Annotated in this window: 6 protein-coding genes; 4 read left to right on the top strand and 2 right to left on the bottom strand. The window is 44.0% G+C overall.

The window, feature by feature from the left end; genetic code table 11:
* Both C6H66_RS22350 and C6H66_RS22345 read right to left on the bottom strand, forming a co-directional pair.
* On the bottom strand, window positions 1–1,356 hold the full coding sequence (locus C6H66_RS22350) for an HlyD family type I secretion periplasmic adaptor subunit (RefSeq protein WP_105396773.1): 1,356 nt from the start codon (window positions 1,354–1,356) through the stop codon (window positions 1–3).
* Window positions 1,349–3,454, bottom strand: coding sequence for a peptidase domain-containing ABC transporter (locus C6H66_RS22345; protein ID WP_105396772.1), 2,106 nt, complete (start codon window positions 3,452–3,454; stop codon window positions 1,349–1,351). Before C6H66_RS22345 ends, C6H66_RS22350 begins: the two co-directional genes overlap by 8 nt.
* Before the next feature lie 324 nt (window positions 3,455–3,778).
* Between C6H66_RS22345 and rtxH the strand changes: the two genes are divergently transcribed.
* The 4 genes from rtxH to rtxA (C6H66_RS22325) all read left to right on the top strand — a co-directional run.
* Entirely contained in the window at window positions 3,779–4,129 is a 351-nt protein-coding gene (gene rtxH / locus C6H66_RS22340) for a protein RtxH (protein ID WP_046395516.1), read from the top strand.
* A 21-nt stretch (window positions 4,130–4,150) separates the two neighbouring features.
* Window positions 4,151–4,612, top strand: a complete 462-nt coding sequence (gene rtxC, locus C6H66_RS22335) for an RTX toxin-activating lysine-acyltransferase RtxC (RefSeq protein ID WP_105396771.1) — start codon at window positions 4,151–4,153, stop codon at window positions 4,610–4,612.
* A 27-nt stretch (window positions 4,613–4,639) separates the two neighbouring features.
* Window positions 4,640–17,275 (top strand): MARTX multifunctional-autoprocessing repeats-in-toxin holotoxin RtxA, encoded by a 12,636-nt coding sequence (gene rtxA / locus C6H66_RS27070; RefSeq protein ID WP_105396770.1) that lies wholly within the window; start codon window positions 4,640–4,642, stop codon window positions 17,273–17,275.
* A gap of 671 nt (window positions 17,276–17,946) precedes the next feature.
* Window positions 17,947–20,849: MARTX multifunctional-autoprocessing repeats-in-toxin holotoxin RtxA (gene rtxA / locus C6H66_RS22325; RefSeq protein WP_105396769.1), on the top strand; the 2,903-nt coding region annotated here is incomplete at its 3' end.

The following is a 20,849-nucleotide window of genomic DNA, read 5'->3' as shown; positions in this document are numbered from 1 at the left end:
TTATTTCTCCCTCAAGGCTTCAGATTGATACTCTCTGATCGGACTCAGGAGATAATCGATAACGCGACGCTGATCAGTTTTGATTTCAGCGACGATTGACATACCGGGGGTAATGTCAACATGCGTATTGTCTATGACGATATTATTGCTTTTGAGGCTTACTTGAGCCGGGAAGACTAATCCCAACTGTTCATCGGTGGTTGAGTCTCTGGATATACTCAGCAGTTCACCATCGATAGTGCCATAACGCGTATAGGGGAAAGCATCTACCTTAACGGTGACTTGTTGCCCCGGATGCACAAATCCGGCGTCTTTATTGAGAATTTGCACCTCTGCCAGTTGCACATTGTCGTCAGGGACGATCACCATTAAGTTTTGCGCTGGTTGCAAAACTGCGCCTAATGTATGCACACTGAGTTGTTGAACGGTTCCTGTTACGGGAGAGCGAATAACTTCAAGTTGTTCTCGCACTTGAGCTTTTGCCAGCTCTTGCTCTAAAACAACCAATTGAACTTCGGCCTGTTTTCTTTTATCAAACCATTCACGCTCTTTTTGAGTTTTCAGGCTATTTAAGCGCTCTTCCAGGCCGATATATTGCGATTGCAGCACATTAAGTTCTGCATTTTGTTGAGTAATCAGACGTTCTGTTTCCAGAAACTCTTTTTCCTGTTCAAGGTATTCAACTTTGCTGATCACCTGTTTTTGACTTAAAGTCTGGCGCGCTTTTAAACGCTGGCTAATATTTTGCCGGAGTTTAGTGAGCGCGTTGATATCGCTTTTCCGTGATTGTTGAGAAGAGAGATTGACGTTCATCTCTGCTTTCAGATTTGTTACGTTCGCTTCATACTCTCTTTTCTCACGGGAGTAATTTTCAACAACTTGTGCTTGTTGAGATACCGGCAATGTTTGAAATAGTGCTTGTTCTTCTGGCGCCTGTTCCTCAGTTAAAGCCTGATAACGAATTTTTTCATGGACTTGATATTCGATCTGCTTGAGTAACCGAGCGATATCTTGATTAACACCGAGTGTGTCCAATGTCAGCAGTGGGGCGTCTTTTGTTACTTGCTGTCCATTCTGAACATGGATAGCTGTCACCCGACTCTGTTCATAAGCTTGAATTATCTGAGAGCGACCTGAGACGATCAGACGGCCGGTTGCCGTAGCCTGAACATCCAACTTGCCCAGATAGGCCCAGAGCAAGGCTATGATGACACCGATGCTGAGTGTGATTGCGGTATAGCGAGCGAACGGTGAAGGCGGACGCTGTGATAACGCCAGGTGTGTCGGTAAAAATTCATAGTGTCGCGGGCAAGAGCGCCACCGTGTTTTAATTTTGTTCTGAATAACCTTAATCATGGTGAGGCACCTCCTGCTTCAATTCCTGTTGTAATTGCCAGAGCTTTCGATATTGCTTGCCGAGGCTAAGCAATTGAGCGTGAGAGCCTTGTTCGATAATTTCTCCCTGCTTAAGAACAATAATGCGATCACAATGACGTACAGTTGAAAGGCGGTGGGCGATGGTAATAACCGTTCTGCCTTGGGCAATTTCCGCCATATTGGATTGAATGAGTGATTGTGATTCATCGTCAAGGGCGCTGGTGGCTTCATCAAGAATGAGAATTTTGGGGTTAGCCAGGATAGTCCGGGCAATGGCAAGCCGCTGACGCTGACCGCCGGATAAAGATTGCCCGCCTTCTGCGATAGTTGTGTCATATCCCATTGGGAGCTTGAGAATAAATTCATGAGCGCCCGCTAGTTTGGCCGCTTTAATGACGGCTTCCAGATTGGCATCGGGTTTTGATTGGGCAATATTCTCATATACTGTTTTGTTAAATAAGAAATTTTCTTGCAGAACCACGCCGACTTGCTGCCTGAGTGTTGCAATATTTATATTTTGCAATGGAATCCCATCTAAGGTGATTGCGCCTGTTTCTGGGGTATAAAGGCGGAGTAATAAACGAGCCAACGTACTTTTCCCGCAACCAGAAGCACCCACAATACCGATGGTTTCTCCGGCTCTGATATGGAGAGTCAATCCCTTAATCGTCGGTGGAATATCAGGCTGATAGCGAAAGACAACATGGTTAAACGAGATCGCCCCTTGCAGTGTGATTTGTTGTTGACCGGATTGCTGTTCAGTTGGCAGGTTTAACATATCTCCTAATTTATCGACGGCTACTCGCGTTCTGATAAATTGTCCCCATAGTTCCACCAATCTGGCTAATGGTTGGGAAGTGTGATTTACCATCATGTTGAAGGCGATCAACTGACCAATGGTCATTTGCAGTGATAAAACCTCTGACGCGCCTAACCAGAGAATCGCTGCATTGGTGACTTTTTGTAGTAGCATCACAATATGGTTTGAACGGTTACTCAGTTGCTGTACCGCATAACTGGTATCCACCATCTTCTCAGTCTGGCGATCCCAACGACGAACGAATCTTGGCTCTACCGCCAGACTTTTTAGGGTTTCAGAACCGGAAACCGTTTCAGTCAGAAAAGAGGTATTTATTGCTGCATGGGTGAACTGTTGTTCAACCGCTTTTTCCATGCGCGGAGTCAGCCACCATGCCAAAATGGCATAAAAAGGGAAGGTAGCGAGAAAAACCCAGGTCAGTGTGCTGGATAACAGCGTCATCACATAGATAAAAATAAACATAAACAGCAGATCGACAGATAAGGTGAACATTGAACCGGTCAGAAATTCTCTGACGGTATTCAGTTCACGCACCCGTGTGACAATTGCTCCTACCTGACGGGATTTAAAAAAGAGTAAAGGCAGCCCGAACAGATGCTGGACCAATTTTAATCCCAATTTGATATCAATACGGTTGGCAGTGTGTGCGTATTGGTATTCGCGCAATCCACGTAACATCACCTCAATGATGCCGGCAATAATTAAGCCAAAGACTAATACATCAAGTGTCGATAACGCTTGATGGATTAAGACCTTATCCATAACTACCTGAATAACTAAAGGTGAAATTAACGCAAGAATCTGTAACACAAAGGAAAATAGCAGTATTTCACCCAAATTTTTCTTTTGTGCCAGGAATTCTGGAATAAACCAACTGATGTTAAATTGCGCTTGTTTCTGTTTGATTTTAATCCATTTTCCATTCCACTCTTTTATTAGCCTTTCTTCGGACCATATTTCGGGATTTTCTTTATCAACCCTCTGTATTAATGAATTTTCTTTATTCGATTTGGCTAAAACAAAAGGTAGCCCATTATTATCAAACAAGATTGCGGGTAAAAGTATGTTATGATGCTTTTTGCTTACGGAATTTTTATTTGAAAGAGATAAGTTAAATTTTTTCTCTATATCCTTTATATAGGAATGGTAACAACCAGAGCTTTTTAAGTTATCAATATCAGTAATATTTTCTTTTCCATTACATATCATCAATATTAATCTTAATGATGCTATGGTCAATTTCTCAATTTCATTCATGAAAAAACATCTTTAAAATTCACAAAAAATATTAATTAAAACAAAATATTATGTTGATTTGTGTGGTATTTAAGTATTGCATTATTATCTTATATTTATTGCCAGTACCAGTGTAGGTAAATGGGACTATATATGGGGGGTAAAAGGACTTTTTGTATATAAATATTGATTTTGAGTTTTGTCTCTATATTATTTATTGATTCATTTACGCTTTAATGTATTTATAGATATACAAACTCAGGATATCCCTGAATTGAATGCTTTTCTTGTTGTAAACATTGCATAGTCTCATTAAAAAATTGTTTATTTTTGGTAAATAAAAATATGTCTGAAAAATTCGTACAAACTATCTCTAGTGTTAATTATAACAAAGGTGTTTTTTCTCTTTATTTCGTTGGTCAAGAGCCAAATCGTATGGCGAATGGGATAATGGCGGAAAATGATAATGAACTTGAATTAAAGCAAGTTATCCATATGCCAGCATCGGGATTTATGTATATGGTTTCGATGGTTAAAAATATGTTGGAAGATCCACGGATGGCGGCTGAATTTGACAAGTTGATTGCAGCAGGATTTTTACCGGCTCCACAAGTAGCCGAAGAACAAATGGCATCAGAATCCATAGTGGGAGAGTCTGATAATGCTAAAAAACGCCCATCTAAAAATACAAAATAAGATTTCATGGTTGATTAGCGCATGGCGATTATACATCAACCAGTGAAATTGAATAACGCAGAAATTCAAGCGATGATTGGAGGAGTCATGTTGCTGAGTCAGCATTCTCCTCTGCATCGGAGATACCTGGTGTCCGAGTGGCAACAGCGTATCTTACCTGCATTTGAGCTGAATCAGTTTTGCTATTACGAAGATGAACATGGGCGCCCAATTGCCTTTTGTAATTGGGCTTTTTTATCTGAGCAGAATCGAGATGAGCTCCTTTCAGGAGAAAGAGAGCTTACCCACACAGACTGGCGTTCAGGTCCACATATCTTTTTTCCCGAAATGATTGCGCCTTTTGGTCATGGGCGTGAAGTTGCCAGGGATTTGCGCCGCCGTGTCTTTTTGCCGTGGAAAGGTCAAAAAGCGTGTACTGTCCGCGGGAAACTTGATGCCCAAAACAACCGTTGTATTCGTCAGGTGCAGTGGTTTTTTGTTTAATTTCTGTATGATTGAAAGGGATTTTTGATGGGGAAATCATCAAATAGAAGTACTGAGTACTTCTTTACTGGGAAATACTACGACGATAATGATGGTAATAGTATTACTGCTATTGGTGTTGGTGGTGAAGTTTATGCTTATGGCGGAAATGATGATGTTACTGTTGGTTCACTTAAAGTCGATGTATACCATACAGATGGTGACCTTGCGGTAAAGGGAGCTTCAGGTTACGCCGGCGTTAGTAAAACCGGAAATGGCGGTCTGTCATTTGCGGGTGCCGCCGGTGCGGCTTTTATTCATCACACAGGTAAAACGGGAAATTTAAATTATTCGGGTGCTGCCGGTTACAACAAACTGGTTCGTAAGGGTTTGTCTGGTGATACAAATTTTAAAGGGGCCGGTGGATACAATAAGTTATGGCATGAAACCAACCGGGGAAATTTAGATTTTGCCGGTGCAGGGGCATACAATGACATTGACCATACCTGGTTTAACCGTTATCAAGATTCACAGGGAAATGTGACTTTTAATGGCGCAGGCGCTGCAAATAGCATCAGCTCACGAGTAGAGAGCGGAAGCGTTACATTTAATGGGGCAGGTGCTGATAATCACATCGTACGTAAAGGTAAAGAAGGTAATATTATCTTACGTGGTGCGGGGGCATCGAATCGCATTGAGCGTGTACGTCAAAATAAAGATGGGTATGAACAGACCCGCGGTGATATTACTTTTGAAGGCGCGGGTGGTTATAACAAACTCTATTCTGATGTCGCACATGGCAATATTAATTTCTCCGGCGCGGGTGCTTACAATGAAATCACCAGAATAGGCGCGGATAGCGATTTTGATGGTAAAGCATTGGAATTTGCTAAAGCCGAAGAAATCGTATTGACGACGGCAACGATGGGAGGAAGCTGGATTCAGAAGTCTCAGCAAGTTACAGGTATTAAATCAGCCGTTGAACCGAATACCTATCTTTTTGCGTTTGCTGACAAAATGTACACTAAAATCAGCAAAGTCCAGCTTCAAAATAATCCCACCACGGGTAGACTCGGTTATCATGCCACTTCTTGGTATAAAGCAGGTAATCACCTTAAAAATCTTGCCGCGAAAGAAATTTCGTCAGGCAATGGATTTGTCGCGGTAAACGCTAATGGCGCTTACCGCCTCTCCAGTTTGGTTTTTGAGCGTCAGCAACCCATCGAGATCCATGCTATCGAGGAAAGCCTGCTGATAGATCAGTGGGTAACCTATGCGGGCGGCATGGTGATTAAAGCAGAGGATATCTCGTTAGGTGATGCTAAAATGGGGGGATATGCGATCTTCTCTGATGATCGCAAAGTCGATGTTTCCGCAGTCAAATCAAACCGGCAACCCAATACTTATGTGTATGCCAAGGTCATGGGGTCATATACCAAAATCGTTAAAGTTCAGTTGAAAAACGATCCTGATACAGGGCAACTGAAATACAGAGCAGAAGCATGGTACAAAGCAGGCGATCATACGGGTAATTTGGCTAATAAAGAGCTTTCCTATGCTAACGGATATACCTCTATTGGTCCCGGTTACACGTTAAGCCAGCTTCAATATAACGTTAATACAGTGCGCCGTACCTCCCATCGATTAGTACATAGCGAAGAATATAGTCAGCAAGACCTTGCAAAGTCACCCACAAGCAGTGGTTACGTTAATTTTAACGGTGTGGGTGGTGGAAACGTTATTAAATCTAATGTCACGCGGGGAAATGTTAATTTTAAGGGCGCAGGGGCGGCGAACGTCATTTTGCACGGCTCAAAATTCGGTGATACGAATTTTGATGGAGCTGGTGCAGCTAACGTCATTGTAAAAAGTGGCGAAAAGGGCGATCTGACATTTCATGGTGCGGGTTTAGCCAATGTTCTGGTTCACCAAGGCCAGAGCGGGAAAATGGATGTTTACGCTGGTGGCGCGGTAAATGTTCTTGTACGTGTCGGGGACGGACAATATCTGGCTCATCTTCTGGCTTATGGCAATATCTCAATCCACAAAGGCAACGGTAACAGCCGGGTGCTGATGTTGGGGGGATACAACACTCATAGCCAAATCGGTAATGGCAATGGCAACTGGTCCGGTGCGGGTGGTTTTAACGTGATCACTCAGGCAGGAGCCGGGGATATCTCCTCCGTACTTTTGGGTGGTGCTAACGTGCTCACTAAGCTTGGTGCGGGAGATCTGGTTTCCGGTATGTTCGGTGGCGCCAATATTATCACCCATCTCAGTGATGAGAGTGAAACTGCCGATACCACCGCTATTGCGTTGGGCGGCGCCAACATCTTGACCAAGAAAGGGAAAGGCAATGCGTTGGCGGTAATGGGCGGTGGCGCGAATGTTCTCACGCATATCGGTGATGGCAATACCACAGGCGTTATGCTCGGTGGCGCTAATGTCTTAACCAAAATCGGCAAGGGTGACACGACCGGCATCATGTTCGGCATCGGCAACGTGTTGACCCATGTCGGCGACGGTTTGACGCTGGGCGTGATGGCTGCGGCAGGCAATATCTTCACTAAAGTCGGGGAGGGGACATCGATTGCCGCCATGATTGGTGTGGGCAGCCTGTTTACCCATGTCGGCAAAGGGGATGCATGGGCGTTAATGGGCGGAGCGGTGAACGTCTTTACCAAAGTAGGTAACGGTAATGCGCTGGCATTGATGATAGCCGCAGGCAATGTGTTTACTCATATTGGGGATGGCACAACTGTTGCGCTGATGCTGGCGAAGGGCAATATCGCCACGAAAGTGGGTCATGGCATGACTTTGGCGGCGATGATCGGCAAAGCCAATATCTTTACCCATGTCGGGGATGGCAATACCTTCGCGGCCATGATTGGAGGCGCCAATGTGCTGACCAAAGTCGGCAATGACCTGACCGCCGCCTTAATGATCGGGAAAGCCAATATCTATTCGCATGTGGGTGATAGCGCCAGTATCGGTTTGTTTGCCGGTGAACTGAACGTGATGACCAAAGTCGGTAAGGGCACAACACTGGCGGCCATGTTTGGTAAAGCCAATATGATGACCCATGTCGGGAAGGGTTTAACCGGTGTGTTAGCACTGGGTGAGGCTAATATCGTTACCAAAGTGGGTGATGATTTTATGGGGGTGGTTGCGGCGGCGAAAGCGAATGTCATAACGCATGTTGGCGACGCGACAACCGCCGGTATCCTGTTTGGCAAAGGCAATATTCTGACCAAAGTAGGCGACGGAACCACGGTCGGTCTGCTTATTTCCGATGTGGGTAACGTGATGACCCATGTTGGAAAGGGGACGACGGTGGGTTTTGCCAAAGGTAAAGCCAATCTGATGACCAAAATTGGCGATGGAGTCGGAGTGAATGCGGCTTGGGGGGAGGCCAATATTCTGACGCAAGTGGGAAATGGCGAGCGTTACAACTTCGCGAAAGGGAAAGCCAACATCATTACCAAAGTGGGGAATGGACAGGAAGTCACGGTGGTGCAGGGCGATGCCAATCTCATCACCCATGTGGGTAACGGTGATGATTACACCGGCGCCTGGGGCCAAGCCAACGTTATCACGAAAGTCGGTGATGGGCAGAATGTGGTGCTGGCTAAAGGCAGGGCTAACATTGTCACTCAGGTAGGTAAGGGAGACAGCTTTAATGCCTTATGGAGTGAAGGCAATATCGTCACCAAAGTGGGTGACGGTATGCAGATTACGGCGGCAAAAGGGAAAGCTAACGTCACGACGACAGTAGGCAATGGCTTAAATGTAACCGCAGCTCATGGTGACGTTAACATTAACACTCATGTAGGCAATGGTGTTTCGGTTAACGTGGCGTGGGGGAAATATAACGTCAATACCAAAGTTGGCAATGGTCTCAATGTTGCGGTCATGAAAGGCCAGGGTAATGCCGATATTCAGGTTGGTCACGGCTTGTATGTTAATGCTTCTTACGCACGCAACAACGTGGCGATTAAGATTGGTGATGGTGATTTTTACAGCTTGGCTGTTGCATCGAGTAATACAGAGAGCAACAAGCTTGCTTCTTTCTTCAACAATATCAAACAAACTGTACTCGGAGTGGGAGGCAGTCAGGCGATCAACTATCTGGTACATGGGGATGAGGCTAACACGTCAGGCACTCACAGGGGCAGAGGTGCAATTAACTTAACCGAAGTTTCTGCCATTGATGGTTTTAAGATGGAGGAAATTGATCAAGTTGGTTCGGACTTAAGCAGTCGTCTGAGTCGTTCTGTAACAGCGGTAGAAGTGCCTGATATTAACTCAATAGAAAGTTCTTTAGCCGGTTCGCTAAATCGAAAAACGCGATCGGTATCGGATCGGAACGAAAACCTGATCGTCAATGGTGACTTTGAACAAGGTAATCAAGGTTGGCAGTCAACTAATGGTGTTGAGGCATATAATCCGGCGAATGCTTACGGCCTTAATAATGCGGGTCATGGAAAGCGAGTCAGTGAACTTGATGTGGATGTTAACACCACGCTTTCGCAGGAGTTGCAAAATCTGTCTGCGGGTGAAGTTGTTTCACTGAGTTTTGACTTTGCTAAACGTTCCGGTCTTGCCTCAGGTGAAGGTATGGACGTGCTATGGAATGGTAAAAGTATCTTCTCAACCTCTGGCAACGAAGTTGAATGGCAAAACAAGGCTTTGCAATTAACTGCGCAAGAAGGCGCTAATCGAATCGAATTTAAAGGTACAGGTTGGGATGATGGATTAGGTTACATCTTAGATAACGTTGTTGTGAAATCTGAAATGTCATTGATTTTGAATGGTGACTTTGAACGAGGCGATCAAAGCTGGCAGTCAACCAATGGCGTTGAAGCCTATCATGAGGCAAGTGCTTACGGCCTTGATAACGCAGGTCATGGCTCACGGGTCAGTGAACTTGATGTGGATATCAGTACCACTATTTACCAGGATCTGAGAAACAGGTCGGAAGGTGAAGTCATTTCATTAAGCTTTGATTTTGCAAAGCGTGCAAATAGCACTACGTATAATGAAGGCATGGAAGTTCTTTGGAATGGTGAAAGCAAATTTACCATTACTAATGGTGATACTGCATGGCAAAGTAAAACACTGGAATTAATCGCCAAAGCAGGTACTAACCGCATCGAATTTAAAGGTATCGGCGATAATAATGGTATTGGCTATATCTTGGATAACGTTGTTGCAAAGTCTGTAGGTACATTGCCAGCCAATAGTGTTATTGAACATGCCAGGCAAGACCAGGCGGCCAAAAATGCGTTAAGTGATAAAGAAAAAGCCGAAAAAGATCGTCAGCTCTTGGAACGAGAAAAAGAGAAACAACTGTCAGCGATTGAAAAATCGAAATCTCAATTGGAATCAACGGATCAGGAAGCGCTTAGTCGGAATGGGCAAGAGCAGGGTGAGGCGATAAAAGAGGAAGCTCAGGCAGTGACTAAAGAGCTGACTTTAATAGCTGACAACTTTAAACAGCTTAAAGATGAAACCGATGATAGTCGTGAGTTAGATAGCCATTATCTCGACTATGCGGGTGGAATCTCTGAGGAGATCCAGAAACGGTTGGATAACGTTAAGCCGACATTAGAAAAACGGCTGACAGATATACATCGGAATACGATTGATACACAGCAAAAAGTAAAAGATGCCGTGGCGCTATCAGAAGCGGGCGCGGAAAAAGGTAAACAAAATCGTGACAAGGCGATTCTTGATGGTGTAGATGCGCAATTCAAAGCGGATCAGAGAAAAGAAGAAGCTCTTTCACAACAGCAGCAGGCAGAAAAGGCGAAGGATAGCGCCAATATTGCGTATCAGAATGCTGAACGTCGTGGTAAGCGTGATACCGCAGCGGCGGAAAATAAAGCGGCTCAGGCTCAAGCGGATGCTAAAGGAGCGAAGCTAAACGATTCCAGACCGGCTCGCATTGGTACAAGCGGCAGCGGCTGGTCAGGAGAAAAAGCCTATGAATCAACCGGAGCGGGAGAAATCGGCAGCCATATTGATCCTGAATCGATGCTAGAAGCGAGAAACAGATATTATCAAGGGCTGACCGAAGAAGAATTGCAAGCGTTAGAGAATGCTAAACAAGCTGTTAACCGGTTGCAGATCAACGCGGGAATTCGTGCAAAAAATACCGGTGCTTCGCTTATTCCTCGGTCTGTTGAAACACAATCTGACAGCATTGTGGTACTTCCTTTACATGAGACGCGTGAACTCATTAGAAAAGCGTCGACAATTTCTGGTATTAATCTGGAAGGATTGGGCGGCAGCAAAAAGAGGGCGATAGATTCTTCCGTATTAAGTCGTGCACAAAAAATCGCCCACATCTACCGTTGGCTTGATAATGGTAACGATAATGCATCGGACGAATATATTCCTATTCCCGGATTTAAGCGTGTTAATGCCGAGATTTCTGGTAATACCAGGCAGAATATAGTGGCTTTTATTGAACGGCATCTCAGGAATCCCAAAGTCAAACACAAAGTACCTGAGAATGAAATCGCATCTTTAGCGAAACTGTTTGTTGACGCGACTTTGGATTATGACTGGGATAAACGAGTTGAGTTTATTGCAAAACTGGACAGTTATGGTCATAGCTTTGAAGCTGCCCGCGATGACAAAAGTATTGTTTCATTCTGGTCCGGGAAGAGTTTTAGAAGACATCGAGATGTTCTTGAGGCCGCCCAACCGGATGGTAAGAAAATCGTTTACGATGTTGATGTGCAGGGAAACGCTTTTGCGATTCAGCTCAATCAGCACCTCATGAAATGGAAAATTACGTATCTCTCCGATAATGAAAATAATAGGCATAACGCGCTAAGAGCGGCAATTGATGCTGCTACGTATAGCAACACCGGTTTCTGGAGCTCCATCTATGCCGCAGGATCACGTGGTGATGTTTATTTGATCTCTGAGGGGGGCTTACGTCTTGGCAACTATTTCTGGAATGTTGAATTACCTGTATTGCGTAAACTGCAACGTGAAGGATTAGTAGGTGAAATTCTATTGTTGGATAAACCGGCAAGTGAATATAAAGGGTTGCCTACAGAATTGATTGGCCGCAGATTAACCGAGGCGGGTATTACTGTGAAGGCGCGGTTTGATGCTTTGACTATTGAAGAGCAGGAAAAAAGGCTGGCGGTTAACCCCGGTGGTTATAAAGCCGATACTGTTATTGATCTCGATATTAAGCTCAGTGCCGTCGACACTATGCTGAATCAAGCATTGCCGTTTTATGGATTACGTACAGAACGTAACTTATTAGTGCAAAAGAGTGATGAAGGATTTGAGGTGCGCTCATGGCCCGGTAATGGCAATGAATTTAAGAGAATTATTGTAAAAAACACGACCAGTAATAATCTGCTTAAAGCAGTTGAACGTTTTATTCTTGCTAATTACGACAATTATGCGCAGTTACCTGATGAGTTATATTTCATGGAAGATCGGATTATATCTCATCATCAAGGGCATACCCGAATTCTTGCTGATAAAGTGAATGGCATCTGGAAGCCCGTGCCAGAATTGATGTCGGTGAGTGAGTTCCATCAAGCCGCATCCATTGCAGGTAAAATGCGTGGTGACAGTTACCAAAAAGTGATTGATGCACTAGAGAGTTATCACCATGTCTGGCAAGGAAGAAAAGACGATGAATTGGATGTGATAGGAAAATTATCCGATTTGCGCCAACAGGTTGAAGGCTATCTCTTAGGTCATCCTGACTCAGGTCGTGCCCCGGCAATGAAGGCATTATTGTCTCAAATTGACACACGCTTTGAAGAGTCGATGGCGCTTACTGAATCCACTGTGAGAATCCCAGAGCAAGGCGATTTCAGTAGTCTGTACGATAAGCTTGGCAGTGCCAATCTTAAGGATTCAAAACACCTTTATGTTGATGAAAATGGTGATTTTGTCACTCGCGGTAAGGCAAATATTCATATTAACCAGAAAGCGGAAAGTGCTGATAAAGCGATTGAGCAAGTCAAAGCGGCGGTTATTAAAGAGTATGGTCAAGATGTCTCAGATGCTGTCTTTTCAAATCTGAAAGCCAGCGATTTATCACAAGATGGTAAAGGCATTGACGTGTCTGGTTTAAGAAAGATCTATCAGGCGATTGAGAATGTATCGACCCCTTCTGGATCTCAGAGCAAAGATCATAATGTGGAAAAGAAAAGTTTATTCCAGGAAGTGGGTTATACCATTTTTGACCTTAAAGCAGATGGAAAACAATTGGCTGATTATTCATTCCATTTTAGTCAGAATGAGGATTTGTTGGGGGAGTTTAAGAAGCTTATTCCAGAAATTAGTAATGTGCTCGTGACTAATGGTAATGACGTTCAGTCCAAAGAGTTTCTGGAAGGAATATGCTTTGCGCTGTCTTCCCGCTATATGATGGAAGAACGTGTGAATGGCGTGGGAGGGGGAAAAGCTTATATAGAGTGGTTGCAGGAGGTAGCTAAAGCCTACAATGACAATTCCGTGAATAAGAAAACGGATATCAACTCTATTGAATCCTCTTTGCTTAACCGATATCGCCGTCAGAAAGTCGGCCCGGCTATTGAAAAATTGTTATCAATACAACATTTTCAACAGCTTGATGCTGGCAGTTTGATCGAGAAAGCGAAGGGGAATGTTGATTATAGTGCAAGGCTAAAAGCAAATGGGTTAACAGGGGCGAGGATCGGTGATCCGCTGAATTATGAGGTTGATGGCTATGAGTCTGTTATGGAGCAACTGCGCAATGTGAAGCAATCGACTTATATGATGTTTATGTCTGAAGATCACGCCATGTCGGTTGTTGTACATAAGAGTGAAGCTCAAACAATCTGGTCATTCTTTGATCCTAATTTTGGTGCTAAATCGTTTGATAACTATGATGATTTTCACCGTTTTATGGATTCTTTCCATAAGGGCTTGATCACGGGTTACCGATCTCCTATAGGTTATAAATATGCTTCTGCCAGCCCTGAGGACAGTGCAAAATCGAGCTTCTATATTAACTATAATACATTTGAAGATAGCGCTATTACGGGTTATGACAATACTTGGAAACAGGCGCGTGAGGGTGAACAAAGTCATGTATTGCACGCACTGAAAGAGCAGGAAATAATGTTTTCGCTGGATTCAGGTGTTGAAGGGTGGATCGCGGATTACCGTGAAGGTGTCGTCACTTTGGAAGTCATGGATAAGAAAGGCCAAAAGGTTTTTGTTGAAGTTGAAAGCAACAACTTTAAACAAGCAGCCAGTTTCGTACAGTTGAATATTGGTAAGATATTTGCTGACCCAACCGCCAGTAAATTGACACTGAAAGGCTCGAAGAATGGTGATGCTACGGTATCTGTGCTGGAAAAATTATCATCGGACGCTGTTCTAAAAAACACAGATGTCGAATCTTGGGAGCGCATTTCAGTCACACCACAAACCGATGGTCGAGAAACCCGATTTGATGGTCAAATCATTATCCAGATGGAGGATGATCCTGTAGCGGCTAAAGCAGCGGCAAATCTGGCGGGTAAACATCCAGATTCTAGTGTAGTGGTTCAGCTCGATTCTGAGGGTAAATACCGTGTTGTCTATGGGGATTCATCTCAATTTAAACCATCGGACAAGTTGCGTTGGCAGATTGTCGGGCATGGTCGTAGCGAATCAGAGCAGAATAATACTCGTCTGAGTGGTTACAGTGCCGATGAGCTGGCAATAAAACTCAAACAATTTACTCAGAGCTTTAGTCAGGTCGGTAAACCAGACCACATTAGCATCGTGGGTTGTTCGCTGATTAGTGATGACAAACGAGATGGTTTTGCTCATCACTTTATCACCGCCTTAAAAGAGCAAGATATTCACACGACTGTTTCGGCTCGTCGTAGTGAGGTTGCTATTGATGTCACTGGCCGTAAATTTACCCAGAATGAAAATAATCAATGGATCAATAACCTGACTGATAACAAAGTTATCTTGAGTTGGAATGAAAAAGGCGAACTTGAAACGCATTCAGAACGAGTTCGTCACAATATTGCTGAAAGCGATATCAATCTTTCTCGTGTCGGTATAGCGGATGCAGATATGCCAGCCAAAGGTGCGATTGTGGATAATGCAGATATTTTCACAGCGCCAGAGAAGCGCAAAAATAAAATTGAAACCGACTCAAGCCATATATCGAATAACCAGATAAGTTACTCAGGTAATATTCAGGTGGATGTGGGGAATGGTGAATTTACTGCGCTTAATTGGGGGACGTCGAACGTTGGCATCAAAGCAGGTACTGGAGGTTTTAAATCACTGGCCTTTGGTGATAACAATGTGATGGTGCACATCGGCAATGGCGACAGTAAACATAGTGTCGATATTGCCGGTTATCAGGCGCTTGAAGGGGCGCAAATGTTTATTGGCAATCGTAACGTCAGTTTCAACCAAGGCCGTAGTAATGACCTGATTGTGATGATGGATAAATCCCTGCCAACACCGCCGTTGGTTAATCCATTTGATGGCGCCGCTCGTATTTCCGGGGTATTGCAAAGCATTGCTCATTCTGGTGAAGAGCAGGAGTGGCTAGCGGCGCAAGATCAGCAATGGACAATCGCTGGCGCGAAAAAATTTGTTCAGGATATGTCTGGTTTGGACCAAACCAGCAGCGTTGACTATAAGACTCTGGTTGATTTGGGTTCTCAACATGAACGTAGTAGCCGTGGTCTGAGAAGTGATACGGAAGCAGCGCTAAATAAGAAATTCAACCAGTGGCTAAGCAAGAATGGCAACAGCGTTGATATGAGCAATATGAGCCGTGCGGATAAATTTCGTCAGGCTAATGAAAAACTGGCATTCAACTTTGCAGTAGGGGGCCAAGGGGCGGATATTCAGGTAACTACGGGTAACTGGAACTTTATGTTCGGTGACAATATCCAGTCGCTCCTCGACACTAACCTGGGGTCGTTGTTTAGTTTAATGACTCAGCAATACTCGACAACTGGTATAGCGAAAACAACGTTTACCTATAATCCGCAGGATTTGCCACGTCAGCTTAAGAACAAATTGCTTGGTCGGTTAGCCAGTGTGAATGCAGATACCACTTTAGCGGATATCTTTGGTGTGGATTACACTGCGGATGGTCGTATTGTCTCCCGTGGAGACGAGCCTGTGGATGGTGTGGCTATTCTAAAAGAGATGATTGAAGTTATAGGGGAATTCAGTGGTGAACAACTGAAAGTCTTCACTGATCCAGATAAATTGCTCGATGGCCTGAAATCTCACCTTAATATGGGGACGGATGGCATTAAATCCTTTGCTGAGAGTCATGGCCTGAAACAGAAAGATGCTGATAAAAATGAGGAAAGGCAGAGCAGCACGCCAGCGACTGTAGAGACGGAGAGCGCCAAACCAGAGCGTGCATTTGGTTTTCATTCGCTGAATTTGCCTAACTTGTTTGCGACGATGTTCAGCAAAGATAAACAAGAAGAGATGAAGTCATTAGTGACCAATCTGAAAGAAAATCTAACCGCAGATTTGCTCAATATGGAGCAGAAAACGTTTGATTTCCTGCGTAACAGCGGCCATCTGCAAGGGGATAGCGATATCCATGTATCGTTGGGGAACTACAACTTCAACTGGGGCGGCGATGGTAAAGATCTTGGCGCTTATCTGGGCGATAACAACAACTTCTGGGGTGGTCGCGGAGATGATGTTTATTACTCAATCGGTACTTCCAACATCTTTGCGGGCGGTGCAGGTAATGATCTGGGCGTCCTGATGGGACGTGAAAACTGGATGTTTGGCGGTAATGGTGATGATACCGCGGTGGTCGCCGGACGTATTAACCATGTGTTCATGGGGGACGGTAATGACCAGACGTTTGTCTTTGGTGAAGGTGGCTTAATTAATACCGATAAGGGCCAGGATTACGTCGTCACCTCAGGCAACTACAACCGGGTGGATACCGGGGAAGATCAAGATTATGCCGTGACTATTGGTAATAACAACCGGGTTGAGCTAGGTGAAGGGAATGACTTTGCCAGGGTATTTGGTAATGACAACCAGATTGACGGCAACGCCGGTAACGACGTGATTAAACTGTTGGGCTACCATGTGATGATTAATGGTGGAGAAGGTGATGACCACCTGATAGCGGCCACTATTTCTAAGTTCAGCCAGTTTGATGGCGGTGATGGTCAGGATCTGCTGGTATTAGGGGGTTATCAGAACCGCTTCCAGGGTGGGACGGGTGTAGACAGCTTTGTAGTCAGCGGTAAGGTGATTGACAGCCAGATTGATGATATCAATGTGGAAGATATGATTGTCTTTGATGGTATTGACTGGCAAAACCTGTGGTTCCAACGTAGCGGATATGATCTGGTGTTATCAGTAAACCGCCATACCGAAGATAAAACCGCTCAGGGGGCATTTGAATCAATAGGTTCAGTCACTTTTAGCAATTACTTTGATGGTAATCGTGCCAAACTGGTGGCTCAAATGGGGGATAAGAGTGCATCGGGAGAGCGTGAGTTTACGGCGCTATCGGATAATGCGGTTGATACTTTGATCCAATCAATGAGCAGTTTTGCCCCGACAGCAGGCGATAATGGTTTTATTGAAAATTTGGACAATAAGGCGATAATTGCCATTACAACGGCGTGGTCAGATACGACTATTGGTAAGGCGCAGTTTGCATAATTAATTCTCTAGAATAAAAGTAAAATGAGTAATAAAAATGGCTCACACAATTGGTGAGCTATTTTTACGGCTGAATAGCGAATGTTCATTATATTATTGGTTGTTTGTTGATTAATGGTTATATTTATTGGTAAATTTTATTTATCATTATTATTTCCTGACTAAAAAAGTAGGATATTATTATCTCATTTACTTATATTGTTTTAATCGTTATAATCTGTGTGGTTATTTATGGAAATGGAATAAAATAATTGATCGTAATTGATAAAAATTTATGTCTTAGTTTAGTCATTACTTTATTATCTTCTCTGTATTTTCAATATTATCGTGGAAAAAACATCTGCGTTAACGATTTTTTTGAATTTTTTATTTATCTCATTCAATGGATTTGTTTTAAGGTGTTTGTAAATGCATCAAATTGAAACTTTTCTGAACTGGGTGTTTTTCTTGTTATATCCGTTTTATTAATAAATTACTTTTGGGAAAAAGTATGTCTGATAAATTCGTGTAAACAATATCCGATGTTAATTTTAATAGCGGTTTTTTACTTTATTTAATTTTTTGCTATTAAAAAGTCAGAAGATGAGAACTTGAATATTCAAAATAACTGCCCTATCCGTTAGGTGCAGTGGTTTTCTGCTTAACCTCAATAATAAATGAAAGGGCTATTTATGGGAAAATCATCAAATAGAAGTACCGAGTACTTCTTTACTGGAAAATATTACGACGATAATGACGGCAACAGTATTACTGCTATTGGTGTCGGTGGTGAAGTTTATGCTTATGGCGGAGATGATGATGTTACGGTTGGTTCATTAAAAGTAGATGTATATCATACAAATGGTAAACTTTCAGTAAAGGGAGCTTCAGGTTATACCAGTATTAGCAAAACGGGAAATGGTGGTCTGTCATTTGCCGGTGCATCAGGTGCGGCTTTTATTGATCACACGGGTGAAACGGGAGATTTATATTATTCGGGTGCTGCTGGTTATAACAAACTGACTCGTAAAGGTTTATCTGGAGATATAAGTTTTAAAGGCGCTGGCGGATACAATAAATTATGGCATGAAACTGATCAGGGAGATGTCTATTTTGCCGGTGCAGGAGCGGCTAATAAAATTGATCGTACTTGGTATAATCATTATGAAGGCACTCAAGGAGATGTGACATTTAATGGTGCAGGCGCTGCAAATAGTATCGATTCGCGGATAGAAAGCGGTGACATCATTTTGAATGGTGTTGGTGCTGATAATCATGTTGTACGTAGAGGTAGAGAAGGGGATATTACCTTGCACGGAGCGGGGGCCGTGAATCGTATTGAACGTATACGCCACAGTGAAGATGGGTATGGACAGACGCAGGGCGATATTACTTTTGAAGGCGCGGGTGGTTATAACAAACTCTATTCTGATGTCGCACACGGTAATATTCATTTTACGGGCGCAGGGGCTTATAATGAAATTACCCGAGCAGGTACGGAAAATGAAATAGAATTTGCTCAGGCTAAAGATATTGTTATGACATCAGCAACAATGGAGGGAAGCTGGATTCAACAACCTCAGCAAGTTAAAGCAATTAAATCCGCAGTAGAGCCTGATACTTATCTCTTTGCTTTTGCCAATAATGTTAATACTAAAGTTGTCGCTGTACGGCTGCAAAATGATCCTGATACTGGTAAGCTCCGTTATTATGCCACTTCTTGGTATAAGGAAGGTAATCATCTTAAGGATATTGCCAAAGAAAATATCAATGTAAATAATGGATTTATCCCGGTTAAATGGGAAGGTGCTATTACGCTTGGCAATATTAATCTTATATATCGACAAGAAACCACGATACAAGGTGTTGAGGAGGTATTATTAACCGATAAATGGGTAAATTATACTGGCGGCGCCAACATTAAGGCGGAAGATGTCACACTGGGCAGGGCCAAAATAGGAGGATATGCGATCTCTTCTAATGGACTGAAAATAGATGTCTCGCCGGTAAAATCAAACGAACAACCGAATACTTATGTATATGCAACATTTCTGGCTCCTTATACCAAAGTGGTTGAGGTTAAGTTGGCGAATGATTATGAAACAGGGAAGCTGAAATATATTGCAAGATCTTGGTATAAAACAGGTGACCATACCGGTCGTTTAGCTGATGAAAATCTTTCCTATCCTGGTGGTTATCGATCAATAGGGGCTGGTTATACGTTAAGTCAGCTTCACTATGATTTAAATGTAATAGATGATATTGCTGATCGTTTGACTGATTTTGAAGGTTATTCTGAGCAAGATCTTATTAAATCATCAAGAAATGGCGGTAATAGCTCCGGTAATATTTATTTCAACGGTGCGGGTGGTGGAAACATTATTACGTCCAATATCACGCACGGTAATATTAATTTTACCGGAGCGGGGGCAGCTAACATTATTTTGCACAGTTCAACATTCGGTAATACCTATTTTGAAGGGGGCGGTGGTGCTAATGTCATTGTGAAAAACGGTGAAGAGGGCAATCTATCGTTCCGTGGTGCGGGGTTAGCTAATGTTCTGGTTCACCAAAGCCAGCATGGAGAAATGGATATTTATGCCGGCGGCGCAGCAAATGTTGTTGTGCGTGTCGGGGATGGGCGATATCTGGCTCATCTTCTGGCTTATGGCAATATCTCGATCCACAAAGGCAACGGTAGCAGCCGGGTGCTGATGTTGGGCGGGTACAACACCCATACCCAAATCGGTAATGGCAATGGCAACTGGTTCGGTGCGGGTGGTTTTAACGTCATCACTCAGGCGGGAACCGGGGATATCTCCTCTGTACTTTTGGGCGGTGCTAACGTACTGACTAAACTCGGTGCGGGAGATCTGGTTGCCGGTATGTTCGGTGGCGCCAATATTATCACCCATCTCAGTGATGAGAGCGAAACGGCCGACACCAACGCCATTGCGTTGGGCGGCGCCAACATCTTAACCAAGAAGGGAAAAGGCAATGCGCTGGCGGTAATGGGCGGTGGCGCAAATGTTCTCACGCATATCGGTGACGGCAATACCACGGGTGTTATGCTCGGTGGCGCTAATATCTTAACCAAAGTCGGAAAGGGTGACACGACCGGCATCATGTTCGGCATCGGCAACGTGTTGACTCATGTTGGCGACGGTTTGACACTGGGCGTGATGGCCGCGGCAGGCAATATCTTAACCAAAGTCGGGAATGGTACATCGATTGCCACCATGATTGGCGCGGGCAACCTGTTTACCCATGTCGGCAAAGGGGATGCATGGGCGTTAATGGGCGGCGCAGTGAACGTCTTTACCAAAGTGGGTGACGGTAATGCGCTGGCATTAATGGTAGCCGCAGGCAATGTGTTTACTCATATTGGGGATGGCACAACTGTTGCGCTGATGCTGGCGAAGGGCAATATCGCCACGAAAGTGGGTCATGGCATGACTCTGGCGGCGATGATCGGCAAAGCCAATATCTTTACCCATGTCGGGGATGGCAATACCTTCGCGGCCATGATTGGAGGCGCCAATGTGCTGACCAAAGTCGGTAACGATCTGACCGCCGCCTTCATGATCGGGAAAGC

This window comes from Photorhabdus hindustanensis (genome assembly GCF_002968995.1).
Lineage (GTDB): Bacteria > Pseudomonadota > Gammaproteobacteria > Enterobacterales > Enterobacteriaceae > Photorhabdus > Photorhabdus akhurstii.
This window is presented reverse-complemented; position numbering and strand designations above follow the sequence as displayed.